Below are 20,051 nucleotides of genomic sequence, written 5' to 3'. Positions count from 1 at the left end.
GTGTGCGTTGGGGCGGGTTACACAGGGGAGCGCTTCTTGCCTGAAGGAGCGTCTTGTGCTGTGTACGAACACCTACGCGCCGCGCGGTGACCTCGGGGGTCGTTTTTTTTTTCGAGCAGAAGACGGCATACGAGATCAGCCTCGGTCTCGTGGGCTCGGAGATGTGTATAAGAGACAGACAAAATCGCGTTCGGGGCTGTGTCATTACGAAATTTCGCGGAGATAGCGCACTCCTTGACTCCGGTATCAAGGAACTGGAACGACGAACCGGCGTTCCAGTGGTCGGCGTGCTTCCCTACGACGACCCCGGATTGCCCGAAGAAGACAGCCTTTCACTACCGCCCGACGACGAAAGTGCTGTCTTCGGTGACGAAGACGGCGTATCACCGGCGGAGGCAGTGACCATCGGCGTGCCCCACTTGCCGCACATCGCCAATTTCACCGACCTCGAACCACTGGCTCGCATTCCCGGCGTTCGTGTCGCCTACGTCCCACTCCGTTCGAAACTCACAGAGGTTGACGCCGTCGTCATCCCTGGGACCAAGAACACCGTCGATGATCTGTTAGCGCTCAGAGACGCCGGATTCGACGACGCTCTCGATGGGTTTTCTGGACCAGTCATTGGCGTCTGCGGCGGGTATCAGATGCTCGGGGAACAGATAACGAACGCCGCTATCGAGGGAACCGGAGAGGGAAACACTGTTCGAGGATTCGGTTTGCTCCCTGTCAAAACAAAGTTCTCACACGAACAGCAAGTTCGGCAAGTGACGGTGGCGGTCACAGGGACCGGTCCAATTGATGGAGTTTCAGGAACTGTGTCAGGATTCGAAACTCACATGGGACAAACGGTACACCTAGCACCGCTTGATCGCCCTCTAGGGAATCGAAGTGCTGCAACCGAGTCGGTTCTTGGTACGTATTTACACGGTCTCTTCGAGAACGAAAGCATCTGTACTGCGTTTCTCGACTCAATATCTCAAATTACAGACGATAGTTGCTCATCTTCACTAGGAAGAACGACGAATTCATCATACGCTGAGGTCACAGAGTTGGTTCGCCAGATCGATTTGCCGTGGACTCCTTCAGAGATCAATAGTTGCTAGTTTGTATTTAGCATTTATTATGTTATACACCAAAAAAACGGAAGTAGTCAATGCCGGTAGCCATACAGCAACCTACATCTCAAAAGAGATGAGTGGGGTCGATCATCAATCTTTGCTGCTTTTCATCTCCTATCCCATACGATGAACAAGCTGGCTATAGGGATTGCTGTCGGGATCGCACTCGGAGCGGGTCTCGAGTCTGATTGGTCTCCAAAACAGGAGTCGTAGTTCCTTCATCGTCCAATTAACCAGCGGCAGTGATAGAACGAGACATGCGCCCTGTATCTCGTACGCTGATTTCAACAAGTCGATAACCTGTGATGTGAGGATTCCGAAGATCAGTGCTAATCCCCATAGCGCGGTGTGGGAGCGGTACTCCCCATGCAAAGAGCAGGATATGTAGCGTGCCCCCCCCTTTTAGCCAATAAAGTTACTTATTTCGAGTTCGAAGGGAGCGTAGAGGCAAACAACCATGTCCTCAGACCCTGCCGCGGCGGCTGCCGAAACTCCGTGTCCAAATTGTGGGTCGTTGCGCGCCGAACTCACGCCGGCGGAGGAACTCGAATACGAATGCCAAGACTGTGGCGAAGGGTTCGATCTGCCGCGGATCGGGTAGAACTCGAAACCGGTGAGTGACCGGCCAGCAGAGTAGCGGAAGCGGTGGGTGTCACTCGTCGGGTAGACGTCAGCGAGAACACTCCGGCAGGCGTCGAGGCTGCTCTCGACGCACTTGATCTCGACGACGAACAGGGCGAGACCGTCCAGGCCATCTGCGAGCACCTCAGTCGTGTGATGTCGCCCATCGAAGACGAGGCCGGAGACCCACTGTCATCTGTAGTCAGAAGGTGAACTCCTTCCTCCGTCCTCTGATCTAGCTGTGAGGCTGAATGAGGCAATTTACCCGTCAGTAACCAACCCATGCTTGCGCCGCGGTCATGTACGGAACGATTGTTCCTGTTTTCGAGCTATCGTTTGGCAGGCGGTTCTCCAACGGGGTTCACCTCGCAGCCGCTGACGACGGCTGACAGTCGCCGCCCGAGCCGCCGCGGACTCGATGAGCATCTTCCCGTGGCGATTGTGGTGGACGAACTCGATTCGACCCTTCAAGAGTTCTTCGAGCGCTTCGGCGGCACGGTAGACCTGCCGACACGCTCGCTGTCGCGATCTCTCGGGCGTAGCGTCGTGGTTGCTATCGGCGGCGACATGTTCATGCACGCGCGCCGGCAGCGGGTCGGAGTCGGCCATCAGTAAATCTCGACGTCAAAGCCTTCGACGCGCTCGAGATGGTCGTCGTGCGTGAGTTCCGTACCGCCGGCCTCACGGACGTTGCCGACGATGAGCACGTCACCAAGGTTGATGTCGTCGCCTGTACTCTTGAGTTCACCGTCAATGAGCGTTGCCTCCCGCGCACCGGCAGGCGTAAGCGAAAGCCGGTCGGCGATAATGTCTTCGATGGTCGCCTTCAAGCTGTCCTGTGCAGCCTGCGTGAGTGTCTGGTAGGTCAGCCGGCGGTGGACATCAGTAATGTCCTCGCTCTCAACGGCCACCCGGTCGCCAGGAGAGAGGTCTGCGCCGTTGGCTGGAACGAGTTCCCGTAGCGTGAACCGACTTTCACCGATGGCTTGGATGTACCGAGATTCCTTTTCACCACGGTTCGATGGGCGCTCGGTGAGCACTCGTATCCACTCCTCGTTTGCGGACTCCTCGACCATCCTCTCTACAACGTCCAACAGTTAGACGTTGGTGATAAGGCGAGCAAACGCCGCCATAGCGGGAGGTGGATTTGAACCACCGATCTGCGGGGTATGAACCCGCCGGAATGTCTGGCTATCCCATCCCGCTACCCAAGCTTCTCTTCGAGACGCGAATAACAGTTGTGACTGAGACGGATTCGTCGAGTGCGAGCTACCTTCTCATCGCCCTCCCTCCGAATTAAACTCGCCCACCTTCTGACCGATCTGGCGAGAAGCTATGTTAACCGATCCATGACACCCTCTGTCAGAGCTGACCGCAGGCACGGTGTGCACTACTATGCGCACGACTCAAGCCATTACGGAATAATCCTGCTGCCGTCCTCCATTTTCAATAGAGCATCCGAAACCGCTACGAGATGTCTTCTCTGACATCAAGTGCCCAACGGTCATATTGAGGTCCGATATTACGCCGAACGGCGGAGCCGTGATTTGGAAGCCATTGATTCACTAGCAGATGGCCGACTGATCCATATCCCCAACGCTGGACCCTATGTATTCCATAGAGCGTAATCGTTAGTAACTAAGTGGATCAGAGATTCCCGCCTCTTCAAATGCATCCTCTCGCTCGATACATGCAGGACATTCTCCACAGGGGTCACCGTTCTCGTCATTGTAGCAACTGAATGTGGTCTCCCAGTTGACTTCCAAACGTTCGCCGAGTTGCAGTACCTCCGGCTTGGAGTGAGTGATGATCGGTGTATTAACTCGAATCGCGTGTTGGTCGGTCGATCGATTGATCGCATTCTCCGCGGCTTCGAGAAACGTTGGTCGACAGTCAGGGTAGTTTTCTCCATCATTCTGTTGAGCACCATGATAGAGAAGAATATCGTCACGAGCTTCGGAATTGTGCTCAGCGACCGCAGCAGCAGTCGTGAGGAAATGGAGGTTCGGTAGTTCCCAACTGAGATCTCAGCAAATCCTCTGAACCGGTGGACTGTTGCGGTGAACGTCGTGGTGAACCGGTTCACCAGACCTCAAAGGCGTGGCGGCGTTTCAGAAGCTTCCTGCACCGGCTTCTCCCAAGATCCCAGCCGACAGCTGCTGCTCACGAAGGGCACTCCCGAGGCCGCGGGCTGGCCTCAGCCCGCGGCCGAGGTGTACGCGTCCGGCACGCCGACGCCATTCATCTTGATTTTCCACCGCCGCTCCAACTCTTCTTCCAACGCGTGTCGAATCCAGTCACAGAACACCGAGAACGTGAACTCCTCAGGCAGGTCGCGCCCGCCCCGACGTGGGCGGGCGACGACCGCCCATCGTAGCACCAACCACAGGTTCTCCAGCAGGAAGCTCACCACCACGAACGCAAACCGTACGATCGGATCTTGCGTCGACGTTACCGCTCGTGCACTTCGAAACAGCCGATAGCTGGATTCGATCGCTGACCGCTTTCGGTAGCAGTGTTCGACCTGTGTGGGCGTGCGATCGCCCAGATCGCACGCCGCGTACCCTCGAACCACTTCACCGTGCTTGCCGCGATCGCCGTTCTGATACGAGACTGAAACCGCGAGCGGGAAGCGCAGTTCCCGCTCGCTATCCTTGTACATCCGGTAGGTCGTCATGTACGATTTGTGCGTTGCAAGCTTCTCTTCGAGCCGGTCGCCTTTCTCGGCGACCGGCACGACAGTCGCGGCGATCTCTTGCGAGCGGCGAATGACGCGCTCGTTGTAGAAGCCGGAATCAGCCAACAACAGCTCGATTTCGAAGGGATAGGCCTCGACGCGGTCGAGGACGCGCTCAACCGCGTCGGCCTGCTTCTCGTCGCTGCGGACGTACGTCATCGCGAGCGTGATCGGTTTGCCGTTCGAGACGAGGTAGGCGGTGCAGTATCGGTGGCAGGTCGTGGTACCGTCTTTAGGGCTCATTCGACAAAGTTCGCCTATCTCGTCGCTGTAGGTGCCATGATAGGGGTTATCGACGAAATCGATGGAGACGATCCTCGACCCCGAGCGGTCGAGGATCGTCATGGCCAACTGCATGAACAGGAGGTTAGCGGCGAACTCGAGCCAGCCTCGATCAAGTGTATGGAGCCACTCGAAGACGGTATCGTCGCAGGGAGCCTCGTGGTTCTCGGCGCAGACCTCTCGAACGGAGCTCTGATTGGTGCTGGCAAGGATAACGACGGACCAGATGTCGCCAGGATCGAGGGGCGAGCCCTCGATCCCTGGCAAGGGAAGCTCTCCGATCACATCCGCCGCTACACCTTTGACGTCCCACGCCGAAAGGAACCCGTCTGGTTGGGGTAGCTGTAGCACATTCACTCAACCAGACATCTGCTCCAATCAGACCGACGCTTTAGCTCCGGCTCTCAACTCGATTGGGAACTACCGAGGTTTCGTTGCGGAACGTATCCAACGCTGTGTTCTTCGTCGGTCGTGCGTTCGCGATCGTATTCTTTGTTCTCAATGGTTCCTTCAGCAAATTCTCTGAATACCGCTCGGTAATTGCAAGTATAGAGAGGAATACCGAGACCATCCGCCTGCTTCTCTGCGTTGGCGCGTTCGATGTCCTCGGTTTGCTGGCCATAGTCGATATGGACGGCTGCGACGCTCTCATGCTCTTCAGATGCTTTCTTCAAGCAAACTGCTGAGTCGATACCACCCGATAGCAAAACGAATGCTTTCGTCTCTTTGGAATTATCGTCGTTCATTGTCGGGATGTGTTTATTATTTGCTTATCATACGATGATTGGTTAAGATGATACGTGATTCCGCCGAGGCGTTGTTCTCCATCTCATCGTCCCACCTCATCGTTCCAGAGGTTCACGTGCAGGCGTGGAGTGTACCGATATCCATGTTCCATCGCGAGCTCGGCAACCTGTGCTCGCTTTTGTGCGATTTCGACTTCGGTCTGCCCTTCTGGCATAAGCAAGATGTCCTGATTTCGTATACGAGCACTTGTTTGCTCACGAGTACACTCGATGATGTCATTGACTTCCTCGATATCTTCCCGAGAAGTGACAACAAATTTGAGTTGGAATGAGTAGTTCTCAATCAAGCGCGTCAGTGCCGTCATGTCAATCCGTAGTTCTTCGTGTTTCCCACTCCATTCTCCATCGCCCTTCGGGTCTTTCGCTGCCGTAGGTGTACTACTGGCGAGTTTGGGACTGATGCTTGCGAGATCAATTGCCGCATCTGGGTATACTGTTCCGTTCGTCTCGACCGTTATGTGGTATCCGTCGTTGCTGAGGCTGTCGATGAGATTCGTTGTTTCCTCGTGAATGAGAGGTTCACCACCGGTAACAACGACGTGGTCCGCTTTGGCGTGAGTGGAAACTTCATCGATGATTTCCGTGGTACTCATCCATGCGTGTGTGGGTTCCCAAGACGTATGATAAGAATCGCAAAACCAACAACGAAGATTACAGCCACTTGTACGAACAAAAACTGAGGGAACACCCGCGAGTCTGCCCTCCCCTTGCATCGAGTAGAAGAGTTCGTTGATTGGGAGACTCTCTGTTCCGGATCCGTCCGGTGGCCCCTCCCTGACATCAACTTCTGATCTGGCCGGCATACTATCGCGAGGGATAAGTCTGCAGTTCGTTTGTTTCACACACCTCAACAGACACCTCACTGACTGATGCAGGCAGTTGGTCACGTAACCTGTTTTCGAGAACAACACCCATCACTTCAGCCGTAGGTGGATGGTCGAGAACGATAGTAGCATCACTGTCGCCGCTTTGCTCGAACGCATCAATGAGTGGGTCACCACGCTCAAGAAGAAATCGATGATCCCAGTCTTCGATGAGATCGGTCACAATCCCTTTATCGACGACCCACCCCTCTTCTCGGAGTGGTCCAGTAACCGTGATAGCGATTTCGTAGTTGTGTCCATGAGGCCGACTGCATTTCCCCTCATGATGCAGCAATCGATGGCCGGCGCTGATGCGAATCGGTCGGTCAGCTCCAATCGAGAGTACTCGTTCCTCATCACTGACTGATGATGGGCGATCCTCATGCTCTCTTGAGGCAACTCCTGACATACCCAGGTATTATTTCGGCAGTGCTTATAGATGGTGGAGTATCGGAATCAAGGTTGCTCTTCGCGTTCGAGTCGTCCATGTCGACTATCAATATCGTCTAAAATATCGAGCGTTTTGCGCATAGACGCGCGGATTGCATCACTCCGGTTCACGAACTTTCCCCCTTCTCCGACATGCTCATCGAGATCATCAAGCAACTCCTGTGGAACATCAACGCTAATCTTTGGCATGGAAGATAATACCTGTAGAATACCTAAAGACCTTTGTCTACTTCCAGTCGTACTACAGGCTACGATAGCCTGTTGGCTAATCAAGTGTCCAAAAGGACCCTTCCTGACTCCAGTCCAAAGCTCCATCTATTGAAAAGCTTCACCCCGCCCTCCAGAACTCCGACTACCTGCTACCGAGGCTGATTCCCTGACGAAGCCCTTCGTCTCTGGCCAATCCGGCTTGTGCGATCAATTCTCTTCGTCACTTCCCGGCGGCCGCTGCGAGAGGCGGTCGAATCGTGACTGAGCCTGCTCTGCCTGCTTGCGTGTTTCTTCTGGGCAGTATGAGATGGTTTGGACCGTCTCGCCCTCCATCTCGATCGCGAAGAGTGCGTCCTGATGACGACCGTCTTCGGGCAGTTGCTCTCGAGGGAGTGCGATATCCCCTATCGTGTCCCCATCGCGTTCGAGCAGCACCACTGCGAGGTCGTCCTCGAAGCGGTCCAGTACTCCGCGGTACTCTCCGGTCGCCATCAGTACTCCTCCTTGAGGACCTGTTCGCCCTGCGCGTTTGTAATCGTGATCGTATCGCCCCCGTTGTTCCAGATCGCACTGCCAGACCCCCAGTACAGGTTGCTCCCGTCGTCCGTCCCCTCGCCAGTGTGGAGGGTAAGCGTCTCGCCGGCCTCGAGAGTAGTCCCGGATGGAATGGTGTAGGTATGCGAGCTGGCATCGCTGACCGTCCACCCGGAAACATCGAGCGAACGCGACCCCGTGTTCGTGAATACGACGTACTCGTCGTTGAGATTGTCAGTATCGTCGCCCTCGGCGTCGGCGTGGACTGTCTTCACAGCCAGCGAATTGTCACCAGTAACTGGTGCGGTGGTTGCAGTTCCCCCGTCCGTCGCTACCGATGTGCCTGTTCCGGATGGGGCCGGTGCTGTCGTCGTGGGTGCAGGGGTGTTCGTCTCAGTCTCTGAGGGTGGCGACGAACCTGCCGCAACCTGAATGGTCTCGCGATGGGTGACTGGTCCACCCGTACCGGGTTCGACCGGGTCACCATCCCGAACCGAAATCGGATCGGTCGGGGCCTGTCGTTGTGTGGCGATATCGATCGTCGTTCCATCGCTGGCGAGGACGATATTCCCGTGCGTCGCCGTCCAGTAGGTCTCGATATTGTGGTCGGCAAGTCGACGAAGCGTCTCGGGCCGTGGATGGCCGTACTGTGAATCGTAGGCGCTCGATATGAGCGCCACCTTCGGCGAGACGGCATCGAGGAACAAGTTGGTGCTACTGCCACCGCTCCCGTGGTGGGCGGCTTTCAATATCGTGGAGTTGAGCCGAGCGCCGTATTCGTCCACGAGATGGCTCTCACCCGTCTCTTCGATATCGCCCGGCAGGATGAACCTCGTCTGTCCGAACGTGAGTCGCAGCACGATGCTGTTTTCGTTGCGCTGTTCGCTGTCGATGTACTTCTCAGGAGGGTTCAACACCTGGGTTTGAACGTCCTCGAACGGGATATCGTCACCAGCACGAGCCTCATACAGCGTGACGTTGTATTTCTCGATCGCGTTGAGGTAGTCTTGGTATGTCTGGGAGTTCGAGGCGATCCCGGGGTCGTAGACCGCACCGACGCCGTTGGCCTCAGTCTCGTAGTAGTTGATGACAGCGGCGTTGCCGCCGATGTGGTCGGCATCGACGTGCGACGTCACGAGATAATCGATACGGTCAATATTGTGTTTCTTGAGGTAATCGAGCACAACCTCACCGTCATCGCGGTAGTCACCCGTATCGATCAGCATGGTCTGGTTGGTCGGCCCGATGATGAGCGTCGAATCGCTCTGACCGACGTTGATCGAGTGGACTTCGAACGTCCCATTGACTGACGAACGTGCCTGTGGAGAAGCACTCGTATTCGGAGGGGTGTTCGGCAGGTTGGTTGTTGCGTTGGTTGACGTGGTGACGGATACGGACCCGGCAGCGGTGTCTGATTGGCTACCAGTGCTTGTCTGAGTCGAAGTGGACGAACCACTAGAGCAGCCTGCGAAAACGAGAAGGACTGCGATGAAGATGACACCGAGTAGCCGCCGGTTCATACTCACATATCACAGATCAACGGCATGAACCCACCGATGAGGCGAGCCGTTCGTCCACAAACTGATATAGTGAACGGGAGTGCCAGAAGGTCGTCTACTCAGCTACCTTCTTCGCCTGCGTCAGCCGATAGCTGTAAGACCTCGCCTTCGCCAATCTCTGAGTGAATCGTGACCCGCTCACCGCCCGATCGCTCACTCACCGATCTCGCAGACCTCGTTGCCGAACACTTCAGCGACCGCCGCCACTCGGACGGCTTCAGCGAGCTCTCGCTCGTCATCGATAACAGCGACCGGGAGCACTCGACCCTCATCATCCACTGTCCCATCGCCATCGTCGTTCTCAGTGCCCCTGCCGAGGGTTCGTCGCCAATGGCTGGGTAGTATCCATTTGAGCAGCGAGTGGGTATTGCCGGCTGAGTTCATTCGCACAGTGCTCACTTCTGAGTACCAATAGTGACAAGCTGAGCTACGTCGATGTCGCGTCGTCGCGATACCGGAGCACTGCTAGTTCTTTTTGTTTCGCTTCGAGCATCACGTCGGCATTCGTTCCGTAGGTACGGATCGGCCCGGCAACGTAGTCACTGTGGTTCTGCGGTCGAATCGACGGATCGGCCTCGTGGAGGCGTCTAGATTCGCTGTAGTGGATGATCGGGGTCGTTTCCCACGTTTCCGCAGCATCCGTGAGTGCCTCGCGGCGTGTCAGCCCGCGGCTCGTGAACTGATGATGAAAATCGTCGTAGGTGATTGGAATATCGATGCGATCATGCACAGCATCGATCAATTCCGGAACGCTCCAGAGTGAGTTGGTGTCATCGTTCTCGACGGTCAGACGATCTTGTACTGCCGGCGAAAGTCGCTGGAAGTGCTCGCAGAAGCGCTCGCCCGTCGCTTCTTTGTCGCCGTAGTGTGCTCCGATGTGGATGTTGATCGCGTTGTATGGTGTCCGCGACAGTTTCATTGCGTCAAGCAGGACCCCATGGTTTTCCAGATCGGTTACCGACCGCTCAACGACGTCCTCCTTGTTGCTTGCCAGTTTCACGAAGTGATCCGGGTGGAAGGTCAGCCGCATGTCGTGTTCACGAGCAAGAGCACCCACTTCTTCGAGGAGACAGCGAATCTCGGCCGCGTTCGGCAAGTCATCGAAATCGTATCGACTGAACCACGGCAGGAGGTCCGAAGCGATGCGATAGTAGTGGATGTCGTGATCGAGATTCCACTCGACGATGCGCTTGAGACCCTGACAGTTCTTCTCGGCGAGCTCGCCGACGTAGTCGAGACCACGCTCCTCGAAGGTGGCTTTCTGCATCCCGCGATTCGTCCGGACGTTTTCCTCGCGGAGCGTGACGTTCATCGCGGCGTAGCCGTAGCGCGTCATAGGAACTGGTCCAGGACCGGCGATCTGTTTCTGCTGGTCATTGTTTTTCGGGTAAACGACTGTTATTTACAGCTAAATGTTCAGCAGCCGCGAAAGCCCACGAGTTCACTCGTGGGATACGGCGGCGTAAGGTACTTGTCTGATCCGCGCCGTTCCTTTCGACACGGTAGGAACGGGGGAGCCGAACCGACACAACGCCTCTTGAGACCGGGACCGCTTTGCCCTCGATTGGGTCTAAGTCCTGTCGTGGACGGAGGAAGCCCCACGAGTTTACTCGTGGGAGCCATCACTCCTCGACCTCGCCGTCTTCCCATCCTTCGGAGAACACGCGGTCGTCGGAAACGCCCAGTTCGCCGAGACGATTCTTGGTATCGACGACCATCTGTGGGACGCCACAGACGTAGAAGTCCCTGTCGAGATCGTCGAGATAATCCTCGATGTGATTCTGGACGTGGCCAGTTGGGCCGTCCCACCCCTCCTCGGAAAGCGAGTACACGACCGATAGCTGGTCGTGCTCCGTGGCGAGCTGGTCGAGCGTCTCACGGTACATGATGTTCTCTTGGTTCTTCTCGCCGTAGAAGAAATCGACGTCACCCGATCCGACCTCAAGATACTGTTTGAGCATTGCCATCATCGGCGTGATTCCCGTCCCTGTGGAGACGAACGCCACGTTTTCGTCGGCGTTTCGAAGGGTGAGATTCCCGCCGAGATCGCCGAGCGTTACTGTGTCACCCATCTCGCGCTCGTGCATATACACCGAGGCAGTACCGTCGTCATAGCGCTTGATCGCAAGCGTGAGCTGGTTGCTGCCGGGCGTGTTGGTGGCCGTGTATGGACGGACGACCTGCTCGTCTTCATCTTCGTCAGAATCGCGGCGCTCGAACCGCACAGTCGTGTGCTGGCCGGGTTCGAACTCGAACTCATCGTCGGCTTCGATGACGAACTGTTTCACCTGCGGAGTCATCTGGTGGATCGACGTAATAGTCCCCTCGAAAGGCATGTTGACAAGCGGTTTGCAAGCATCCTAAGTAGTAGGCTTGCGGAAATCAAGACAGTAGTAGCTGCGTTCAGCGGTTGGCAGGACTTGGCTCTACGTCGCAACCGCTCCGATACCGTGTGCTGCCCCGATGCTCGCCGTTGCGTTCGTACTGCTGCTCTCAACGTCCGAACTGACCTGCTCGATTCGGTTTTTGGGCGTCGGTGCAATCGTCTCCCGCGTCTGCATGTACTCGATGACAGTCGTGGCGAGCAGCGTGTCCGTCTCGCTGACCCGCGGCTTGTCGGCGAGCGGGTAGTTGTCGCCACCGTCGGCCATGAAGCTGTTGACCGTGAGCGTGTACGTCGCGTCCTCGTCGAGCGGTTCGCCGCTGACGGTCACGTTCTGTACCTTCGCACCATCCGTGCCGTTGGTCCAATCGAAGGTTATGCCGCTGACCTGCGAGCCAACGTCGCCCGAGCCGATCTGGCTCGCAAGCACCGACTTCAGCTCGGCTCCGGTTACTTCGACCGTGACGAGCGTGTTCGAGAACGGCAGCGTGTTGTACACGTCGCCGGCCGTGATGTTTCCGGGACCGTACACCTGATCCGAGCGGATGCCACCGGCGTTCGTGATGGCGATATCCGCGCCGGTCTCGTTTCGCATCGCGTCGGTGATGAGGTTGCCATATCCTGTTTCACCGGCGTAATTCGAGGCGAACCGTGCGTCGAGCGGCGTCCCCGAGCGGACGATTTCCTCATCGAAGCTGGCGTTCGTCCCCGGAAGCTCCGCGCTGCGGTACTCGGTAATGATTTCGGATGCCGTCTCGTTTTTCGGGGTCGCGTCGGTGACGTTGATGATCCGTCCGTTCCACCCGACGACCTCGCCGTTCTCGATAGTGAGGTTGAGTTCGCCAAGATGCTCCGCGCGAGCACGCGCTTCAGTGATCACAGTACCGGATGTTTCCTGCGGTGGGTAGTAGATTTCGTCGTCGCCGACCGCTATCGCGTCGATTGCCCCGTCGTCGGCTCGTGCGAGTTCCTTCGCTTCCGGCACGCCGGTGTGGGCGAGCGCGACCACGGTATCGACGTTCTTCTCTTCTTTGAGCATCGCGGCGGTTTCGGGACCGACCTCACGGAAATCCGTGAGTCGGGTGGTGTTCTCGCCGAACGCGACGTTCGTCTTGTTCCGGATCGCGGCGTCAGCCAGCCCGATGAACGCGACTCGGACGCCGTTTCGCTCGACAATCTCGTATCGTTTCGCACCGTCGATTGGCTCACCAGTGCTGGCGTTTTCGAGGTTCGTCGCAAGCCACGGGAACTCGGAGGCGTCGGAAGCGTTTGCAAACGCCGCCAATCCGTAGTCGAGGTCGTGGTTACCGACGGTGTCCGCGGCCGGGTCAATGAGGTTCAACACATCGACCGGCGCGCGCCACTGACTCACCGGCCCGAGCGCGTGCGGAGCGATCTGATCGCCGCCGCCCACCACGACGGTCGGGTTGTCGTGTGCCTGCCGTCGTTGCTCGATCAAAGTGACCAGCTGCGAGAAGTTGCCGTCCTTCGCGGCGGCCGTCTGAATGTCGTTGTACGATAGTACGGTAAGCGTCGTCGCGTTCTCAGTGCCCTCATCTCCATCCGTTTCGTTGCTCAAGGTTGCGCCGTCGCCCGTGTCAGTGTCGTTTTCAGTCGGGGACTCGGTTCCAGCTTCAGTCGGGAGATCGACGGTCAGGGTGTGGGTTCCCGACTCAAAGGTGCGCGTCTGGGCATCGACGAACACCTGATCATCCTCGTCTTCGGGGTCCCACGTCGGGTCAGGTTTCGTGTAGCTCGCCAACGAGAGTGTCACGGCCTCGCCGTCGGCGACCGTGAACGTGATCGTCGCAGTGCCATCCTCAACTTCGATGTTCTGACTATCGATGCGCTCGGCGAGCGCCTCGTCGGTAGTGAACTCGCCGTCCGAACGTCGGGTGATCGGCTCGTCGGTACTCCCGTGGGCGAAGCGGATCAACTGGTCGTTCGTGTACGTGCCATCGGGCCAGTCGAGATGCTCGATTGGCTCACCCTTCACGAAGTCCAGTTGGTAGTAGACGGTATCGCCCTCCGTGCTCGCGTCGCCGTCACTGTCGGTACTCTGATCGCGGTCGATGCCTTCGGTGGTTTCTTCACCGCTAGTGGAGCTGTCGCCCTCATCTTCAGTTTCGGCCTGAGTCTCGTCCTCGGTCGAGATTGCGGTTTCCGTTTCGGTTGCCGCTGCCGTCTGAGTTTCCGTATCGGTGTCGGTTGCTGCCTGTTCAACAGTGCCCGTTTCGGTAGCTGTCTCGGTTGCGGTCGTAGTCAAAGCCGCAGCCCCGCCATCGGAGTCCGCAGGTGGGAACTGTCCCTCGCACGCGACGCCGTCACCATCGTCGTCGAGGTTCGAGACATCATCGTCCGGGTCGAATACCGCATTCACCTCCTCGCGGGAATCGAAATCCGAACAGTCGTATGGATCGTTCTCACCGCCGTCGTTGCTCGGGGTGGGTGTTTCGACACCGCTGTCCTGTGCGAGAGATGCTGGTGCAACGCTTAGTCCTGCTCCGACAAGCAAGACAACACCGACGAGCGCCAGGATTTGTTTTGTGGATACTCTATTAATCATCGAGTCTCAACCTAACAATTAGCACGATTGTAATATAACTACCGCCACCGGAAGGGGCTATTCTATAAAAAGGCAAAACAATTCTCCGAACGAGTGTTCCTATGGTATTGCAGCACCATTGCGGCGGTCTCTCCCGACCCTCCCCATAGGAAAGTTCGACAGATGCACCGAACGAAAGAGAATTCTCGAAACGGTCGGTCGCGTTGAGTCGGTGTGAGTACTGCTTGAACTGGTTTCAAGTTCTGGAGGCAAGAGTTCATACACGAATCCGCAGCCATCGGTCGGTATAACCGACGAGACCGGCCCACGAGTGCTCTCGCAAACACCGACGAACAGATCGTTGTGGACACAGCGCTCATCGTCGAAGCGCTCGCCGCTCTTGTCGGCTCACCTGACAGCCTCGACACGCATCGAGAGCGGCGAGCGTGGGAGTTGATCAGCACTCTCGCCGAAGACCTCGGAATGACACCATCGGAAGTGCTTCAGATTGAAGCGTACGTTGAGCAGGACCGTTCGTGAGCAAGCAACCGTGCCAGTTGTCTCCCTTTGGTGAACTCGCACGCACCATCGACCGCACCGGAGCGCGTGTTCTCACCGGGCAGATCGCCAGCAAGATCTAGTCCGGACAGTCGAGAGGCGCTGGAACTGCTCATCGCAGTTGGGACAGGCCCCGCGATAGACGAGTTGCTGACGATGCCGGCGGTCAGTGCTCACGTCTTAGCCTTGCTCCGCCTGTGTCTCGAACGAACTCCCCGGCGAGAATTCGGTCAGCTCCTCGATTTCTTGTTCCAACCGATCGACTTCCTGGCGCAGGACATCCGCCTCGGGATCATCGCTGACCGCCAGCCGGTCTTTGAGTCCCTGTAAGCGCGTCTCTTTGCGCTGTTCGTCCACCTCAGCCTACGCACGTACTCACTCTCGCTCACGTCGTAGACGTCCTCCTCGGACACTGGGACGACATCCAGCGCTTCCTCGACCTTGCTCCGGTCGACATCGAACAGTCGCTCGCGGTCGATGCCCATGTTATCGAACGCTTCTAGCATTTCCTCATCGTCTTTCAGCGAGCGATTGCAGCGCGTTGTTCGCTGGACCGAGCTACTGACTGTGAATCGGCCGGTCGTAGCCGACACGTTTTAGAAGCACGTTGGTCACATCCTGTCGGAGATCGTTAGCGGTGCACTAGACATCCGACAATAATGTGTAGAATTTGATCAGTACAAGTGTCTCGACACTTTTGAGAGCGCTTATGTCCCACGTTCGAGCGCGTCGATCAACAGCAGCAAGCCGAACAGATGCTGATCTCGATTGTCTTGAGCGCGACAGCGTCGAACTCACTTGCGAACGCAGCGAGATCATTCGCGGCAAATCACCAGCCGAACCCCAAATCATCGGGGGTTGCAGTGACTATCGTGGAACACGATCCATCGTCTGTGCGACTACACGAATGGTCGATCGATATTCAAAATCTGTCGGTTCGAACGGCGCGTTCTCGACAAACTCGTTCCAGACAAACCGTGGTACTCATTGAACCCGGCGGTGAAGCGCTCCCGTCACGGTTCAATGGACGACAACTAATCGGCAAATACAGGACACCATGCATGCCGACTCCACCCACGACCCGCACGCGGCGACCGACACAGCGGCCGCCGAGACAGCGTACTTCTCGCTGCGTGGGATGCATACCCGTGCTTGCGAATCGTTTCTCGAAACCCTCGCGACCGATATCGACGGTGTTCGCGACGCGGCAGCGAGCTACAGCGCCGAAACAGTCCGCGTGACCTACGATTCCGAACGAGTCGATACCGATGCCATCGCCGATGGGCTCTCACGATGGGGCTACCGGGCATCACTCCCCTCGCCGGACGCGACCGATGAAGACCGCAGCGCGCTTGCGTTCGATCGCATCAGGACCGCGTTCGCGATTATCGTCGTCGCGCCGGTTTACATGCTCTATCTGGTCTTCTTCTATCCGCTCTATCTCGGCCTCTATCCCGACGCGTATCTCGACGCCCACGCGATCGTTGTCGGACTGTACGGTCCGATCGTCCTGTTCACGACGATCACCGTCTTCGGCGTCGGCTTCCCGATCTTTCGCTCAGCGTACATCAGTCTCCGCGAGCGCCGGCTCACCCTCAATGTGCTGGTCGCGCTGTCAGCGCTCGCCGCGTACGCGTATTCGGTGCTTTCGCTTGCATTCTTCGACAAGGCCTACCTCTCGTTCGACATCGCGATGACGATCATCGTCGTGGCGACGATCGCCAACTACGTGCGCGCCGCCGACGAGCAGCGCACCGTCGTCGATCTCGCCGAGCGACTCGACGGCTCGCAGTCGCGTGCGACGCGACTCACCGACGGTGGTACCGAGACACTCCCGGTCAACGACTGCGAGGCCGGCGACACGCTGCTGATCAAGCCCGGCGAACATGTCCCGCTCGACGGCCGGGTAATTAACGGTCGCGGGGCGGTCAACGAGGCGCTCGTCACCGGCGAGGCGCGCCCGCAACGCAAGATTCCTGGCGATGACGTGGTCGGCGGCTCAGTCGCGATCGACGGTGCCTTGGAAGTCCAAGTCGGCGACGGCGCGACCAGCCTGCTCGACCAACTCCGTGCGCTCGTCTGGGATCTTCAGGCGACGCGGACGAACGTCGCTCGACTCACGAGCCGGATCGCTATACGGTATGTTCCCCTGGTCTCCGTGCTCACCGTCGTGACGTTCGCAGGCTGGCTATTCGCAGGCGCGATGCTCGACACGGCGTTACTGACGGGGCTGTCAGTGCTTGTCGTCGCCTGTCCGGTCGCGCTGACGCTGGCCGGCCCGCTCGCACTCGGGCGCGGTCTCACGACAGCGGCCGACCGTGGTGTGGCCGTCCTTGATCGGACGCTACTCGAACGGATCACTGACGTCGATATCGTCGCGTTCGACAAGACCGGGACACTCACGACCGGTGAACTGTGCGTGACCGACATCACGGCACTCGGTGATCGGGAGGAACTCCTCGCGCGTGCGGCCGCTGTCGAGTCGCGCTCGAGCCATCCGATCGCGGCGGCCATCGGTGAGTTGGCGACACCGACTGAAGATGTCAGCGAGTTCGAGCACCATCGCTACGGCGTCAGCGCCACCGTCGAGGGGTCGCGAACGGCGGTCGGCAACCCGGCGCTATTCAGCGAATTCGATTGGGAAATCCCCGAAACGGTGCGATTACGGGTCGCGGAGATCCATGCAACAGGCGAGCTACCGGCGGTCGTCGGCTGGGATGGCGCGGCGACCGGCATCGTCGCGCTCGCGGATGCACCACGAGAAAACTGGAAGGAGGTCGTCGAGCACCTCGCGGCCGACGGCCGGCGTGTCGTCTGTATCACGGGCGACGATCCGCAGGTCGCCGCTCGATTCGAGGAATCGGCCATCGAGGAGGTGTTCGCCGATGTGACACCCGAGTCAAAGGAGGAAATCATTCGTGATCTCGGTGAGGAGGGGAGGGTAGCGATGGTCGGCGACGGCACCAACGACGCACCAGCGCTCGCGGCGGCCGACATCGGCGTAGCGATGCTGGCAGGCAGCGACTTCACTGCTACGGCCGCTGACGCGCTGTTAACGAGCGACGATCTCGATTCGTTCGTCAATTGCCTCACCATCGCCTGCGAGACGCACCGCCGGTTCGTCGAAAATCTCGTGCTCGCACTCGCCGTTCCGACCATCGGAACGATGCTGGCAGTTGCGGGCGTCGTCACTCCCGTCGTCGCATCCGCGTTGCTCGTTGTCAGCACGCTGTTCGTCGTCATCAACAGCCGTCGTTCGCTAGCATGAGGCAATCCCTGACCTGTCGAAAGCGGATGCGCTTCGGTCATGGTCTATCTGCCTCCGCGTGTGTTCGATAGCCAACGGCGTGACAGCGTCGCCTCTGCAGGAAGTTCCTCGCAACGCTCGATCAGCGTTCCTCACGTCGCGCCGAACGGAGTCGCCATGCCACTACTTCGAGAGGCGCTGTCTAAAGAGCGTGGCCCACACTCGATTCCGAGTGTAAGTCGGCTTCTTCCGTGTTCCGAGTTCATCAACCGTCGATCTATAGGGATCAGCAATAGAACTCATACTTTGGTCGTGTACTCTCCGGTGGCTGCCAGAAACGTCGTGCGGAATACACAGGATCCATCTCTCACGGTCGCCACAAACTCACCAGATCGTCGTCAGAAATGATTTGCTGAACACAGAGATACATATCACAGTTCGCGAATGAGAAGAACGAGTCCGACGACTCTGATAGAAGTAGTTGGAAGCGTTATCGATCCTCTCGACGGAATGAGGATAATCACTTGTTCGCCGAACATCGATTTAGTGCATGTCACTATCGTACAGCCACGAATCCACTGAGACCGACCGTTTACTCGCGCTCAGCGACGGTGTCATCGCCATCGCGATCACACTGCTGGTGTTGGACATCAACATTCCGACGATTCCTGCTGGAAGCACGGTCGCAGTACTCCGAGATCTCATCACAAAGCAGTGGCAGGAGTTTTTCGCGTATCTGTTGAGCTTTTTCGTAGTTGGTTTCTATTGGGTGCTCCATAGACGCGTGTTCATTCACATCGACCGCCACAACCGTGGCGTTCTGTGGCTCAACCTCCTGTTCTTGCTCTTCGTCGGGTTCGTCCCGTATGCAACGAGCATGTTCACCGCTTACCCTGATCAGTTTGGTGTCACCTTTTATGCAGGGATGCTGGCTCTCACTGGATTCTCTCTCACACTACTGTGGGGGTACGCCTCCCGGAAAGAACTCATAGAAGAGGGACTCACGTCGTTAACTGTCGGAATTCAGGCAGCACGATTCCTTGCGTCACCGGTCGTGTTCGTGCTATCAGCGATCATCGCAATGTTTGACCCGACGATAGCCATCCTCTCGTGGCTTCTATTACTACCGATCAACTCGGTCTTAGAATCACGACTCGTCGCGAGTCTTGAGGATTCTCTAAGCGAGTCGGCGACCCCACCCCACTAAACTGAGCCCACTCTCGAAGGTCCCGTACTGATGGACTCGTGCCGTGTATCTCGCACGGCGATCTCAATGAGACAACAACCTGTGATGTTGGGACTCTGAAGCTGAGTGCTAATTCCTATAGATGCCCCCACTCCGGCTCAGAGAAGTCATTCAGTTCATGGGTCGATCTCGTAGTGTGTGATTTCAGCCGAGGCGCAGAATGGACATGACTCAGCCTCTGGTTCGACATTTGCCCCGCAGTTGCGGCACTCGATGACGGACTCCCGTGTCGAGCGTGAGAGCATCCGTTTGACTGTCTGTATCATGAAATGGAAAGCGTGTAACAGCGCTCTTTCGAGGTTCAGATTGTGGTCCTCGGCGTGGATAGCTCCCAATCAGTTATAGAACCTTTCCAAGCGGACTGAAAGTGAGCTCTCGAGAGAATATCTCCGCTGGTTGCGACAAATTACTGCTCAGTCGTCGGTCGGTGTAATCCGGACGTTTTCTCCAACGTAATAGATATACCCACGGTTCTGTAGCAACTCGAGTGCTGCCTCAGCGTCGGCTTTGTTAAAGCGCTCGTCGTCAGTGATCACTCCAATGGCCTCGTCTCTCGGAAGATCCTCGCCGGTTCCGCCAGCCGCTTCAGTCAGCAGCGCAAGCGTGTCTTCGGCGAACGGCGGTATCCGCCGCCTTTCATCCATACCCGTTCTTCCCAACCGGCCGTATATGAATCTGTATCAGTCCCGGGACTCACGCTCTTTGAGTAGACGGGTCTACTGCTTCGAGACATACCAGAAACCAGCCTCCACCGGAGATATCCAGTCCATTGCAGCATCAAGTGAGGCGTGACCGACCAGCGGTTCGTTCGCGTCGGTCTTTAAGTGCTTCTGGCGACAAGGTATAGATACGAGAGACCCTACTTGCGCACAAGCGCGTCTTTTTAGTCGGC

At 57.4% G+C, this 20,051-nt stretch carries 18 protein-coding genes, 1 tRNA gene and 2 pseudogenes; 6 read left to right on the top strand and 15 right to left on the bottom strand.

Annotated elements, in window-relative coordinates:
* The first annotated feature begins 1,763 nt into the window (after positions 1-1,763).
* Together ACP97_RS19540 and ACP97_RS19535 are read left to right on the top strand one after the other, a co-directional pair.
* On the top strand, positions 1,764-1,952 hold the full coding sequence (locus ACP97_RS19540) for a hypothetical protein (protein ID WP_154019875.1): 189 nt from the start codon (positions 1,764-1,766) through the stop codon (positions 1,950-1,952).
* 123 nt (positions 1,953-2,075) lie between these two features.
* The gene (locus tag ACP97_RS19535) at positions 2,076-2,354 is read left to right on the top strand and encodes a hypothetical protein (protein WP_154019874.1); all 279 of its coding nucleotides are present in this window, start codon (positions 2,076-2,078) and stop codon (positions 2,352-2,354) included.
* On the opposite strand, the gene ACP97_RS01095 is transcribed toward ACP97_RS19535, so the two are convergent.
* From ACP97_RS01095 to ACP97_RS01055, 10 genes and pseudogenes are all read right to left on the bottom strand, one after another.
* The gene (locus ACP97_RS01095; RefSeq protein ID WP_202593528.1) at positions 2,348-2,833 is read right to left on the bottom strand and encodes a DUF655 domain-containing protein; all 486 of its coding nucleotides are present in this window, start codon (positions 2,831-2,833) and stop codon (positions 2,348-2,350) included. The two genes, ACP97_RS19535 and ACP97_RS01095, sit on opposite strands and share 7 nt — an antisense overlap.
* A gap of 38 nt (positions 2,834-2,871) precedes the next feature.
* Positions 2,872-2,945: transfer RNA gene (locus ACP97_RS01090), tRNA-Met, on the bottom strand.
* A 425-nt stretch (positions 2,946-3,370) separates the two neighbouring features.
* Positions 3,371-3,733, bottom strand: a pseudogene (locus ACP97_RS18755) (7-cyano-7-deazaguanine synthase); the annotation flags it as partial.
* Between the two features lie 203 nt (positions 3,734-3,936).
* Positions 3,937-5,109 (bottom strand): ISH3 family transposase, encoded by a 1,173-nt coding sequence (locus ACP97_RS01080; protein ID WP_049996002.1) that lies wholly within the window; start codon positions 5,107-5,109, stop codon positions 3,937-3,939.
* 53 nt (positions 5,110-5,162) lie between these two features.
* Complete coding sequence (locus ACP97_RS18750) at positions 5,163-5,504, bottom strand: 7-cyano-7-deazaguanine synthase (RefSeq protein WP_237561048.1); 342 nt, start codon at positions 5,502-5,504, stop codon at positions 5,163-5,165.
* Between the two features lie 83 nt (positions 5,505-5,587).
* Positions 5,588-6,367, bottom strand: a complete 780-nt coding sequence (locus tag ACP97_RS01070; RefSeq protein ID WP_049996000.1) for a 7-carboxy-7-deazaguanine synthase QueE — start codon at positions 6,365-6,367, stop codon at positions 5,588-5,590.
* Position 6,368: 1 nt separating this feature from the next.
* Positions 6,369-6,836 (bottom strand): 6-pyruvoyl trahydropterin synthase family protein, encoded by a 468-nt coding sequence (locus tag ACP97_RS18745; protein WP_079977495.1) that lies wholly within the window; start codon positions 6,834-6,836, stop codon positions 6,369-6,371.
* A gap of 47 nt (positions 6,837-6,883) precedes the next feature.
* Positions 6,884-7,066, bottom strand: coding sequence for a ribbon-helix-helix domain-containing protein (locus tag ACP97_RS18740; RefSeq protein WP_079977494.1), 183 nt, complete (start codon positions 7,064-7,066; stop codon positions 6,884-6,886).
* A 228-nt stretch (positions 7,067-7,294) separates the two neighbouring features.
* On the bottom strand, positions 7,295-7,579 hold the full coding sequence (locus ACP97_RS01060; protein ID WP_049995998.1) for a DUF3006 domain-containing protein: 285 nt from the start codon (positions 7,577-7,579) through the stop codon (positions 7,295-7,297).
* Positions 7,579-9,141, bottom strand: coding sequence for a lamin tail domain-containing protein (locus tag ACP97_RS01055; protein ID WP_079977493.1), 1,563 nt, complete (start codon positions 9,139-9,141; stop codon positions 7,579-7,581). The genes ACP97_RS01060 and ACP97_RS01055 overlap by 1 nt, the downstream gene beginning before the upstream one ends.
* A gap of 168 nt (positions 9,142-9,309) precedes the next feature.
* Between ACP97_RS01055 and ACP97_RS20235 the strand changes: the two genes are divergently transcribed.
* Positions 9,310-9,522, top strand: coding sequence for a hypothetical protein (locus ACP97_RS20235; RefSeq protein WP_049995997.1), 213 nt, complete (start codon positions 9,310-9,312; stop codon positions 9,520-9,522).
* Positions 9,523-9,607: 85 nt separating this feature from the next.
* Here ACP97_RS20235 and uvsE read toward each other — a convergent pair whose 3' ends face one another.
* From uvsE to ACP97_RS01035, 3 genes are all read right to left on the bottom strand, one after another.
* Entirely contained in the window at positions 9,608-10,516 is a 909-nt protein-coding gene (gene uvsE / locus ACP97_RS01045) for a UV DNA damage repair endonuclease UvsE (protein WP_049995996.1), read from the bottom strand.
* A 286-nt stretch (positions 10,517-10,802) separates the two neighbouring features.
* Positions 10,803-11,516 (bottom strand): ferredoxin--NADP reductase, encoded by a 714-nt coding sequence (locus tag ACP97_RS01040; protein ID WP_049995995.1) that lies wholly within the window; start codon positions 11,514-11,516, stop codon positions 10,803-10,805.
* A 90-nt stretch (positions 11,517-11,606) separates the two neighbouring features.
* Complete coding sequence (locus ACP97_RS01035; RefSeq protein WP_079977492.1) at positions 11,607-14,129, bottom strand: bifunctional metallophosphatase/5'-nucleotidase; 2,523 nt, start codon at positions 14,127-14,129, stop codon at positions 11,607-11,609.
* A gap of 342 nt (positions 14,130-14,471) precedes the next feature.
* Here ACP97_RS01035 and ACP97_RS19530 point away from each other — a divergent pair, with 342 nt between their 5' ends.
* Complete coding sequence (locus ACP97_RS19530; protein WP_154019873.1) at positions 14,472-14,648, top strand: hypothetical protein; 177 nt, start codon at positions 14,472-14,474, stop codon at positions 14,646-14,648.
* Between the two features lie 198 nt (positions 14,649-14,846).
* On the opposite strand, the pseudogene ACP97_RS01030 reads toward ACP97_RS19530, so the two are convergent.
* Positions 14,847-15,412 (bottom strand): annotated as a pseudogene (locus tag ACP97_RS01030) (hypothetical protein); the annotation flags it as partial.
* A 311-nt stretch (positions 15,413-15,723) separates the two neighbouring features.
* Between ACP97_RS01030 and ACP97_RS01025 the strand changes: the two are divergent.
* Both ACP97_RS01025 and ACP97_RS01020 read left to right on the top strand, forming a co-directional pair.
* Complete coding sequence (locus ACP97_RS01025) at positions 15,724-17,934, top strand: heavy metal translocating P-type ATPase (RefSeq protein WP_049995993.1); 2,211 nt, start codon at positions 15,724-15,726, stop codon at positions 17,932-17,934.
* A gap of 529 nt (positions 17,935-18,463) precedes the next feature.
* Complete coding sequence (locus ACP97_RS01020) at positions 18,464-19,120, top strand: TMEM175 family protein (RefSeq protein ID WP_049995992.1); 657 nt, start codon at positions 18,464-18,466, stop codon at positions 19,118-19,120.
* A gap of 452 nt (positions 19,121-19,572) precedes the next feature.
* Here ACP97_RS01020 and ACP97_RS01015 read toward each other — a convergent pair whose 3' ends face one another.
* Positions 19,573-19,803, bottom strand: a complete 231-nt coding sequence (locus ACP97_RS01015) for a hypothetical protein (RefSeq protein WP_049995991.1) — start codon at positions 19,801-19,803, stop codon at positions 19,573-19,575.
* Between the last annotated feature and the right edge of the window lie 248 nt (positions 19,804-20,051).

This window comes from Halococcus sediminicola (assembly GCF_000755245.1).
Lineage (GTDB): Archaea > Halobacteriota > Halobacteria > Halobacteriales > Halococcaceae > Halococcus > Halococcus sediminicola.
This window is presented reverse-complemented; position numbering and strand designations above follow the sequence as displayed.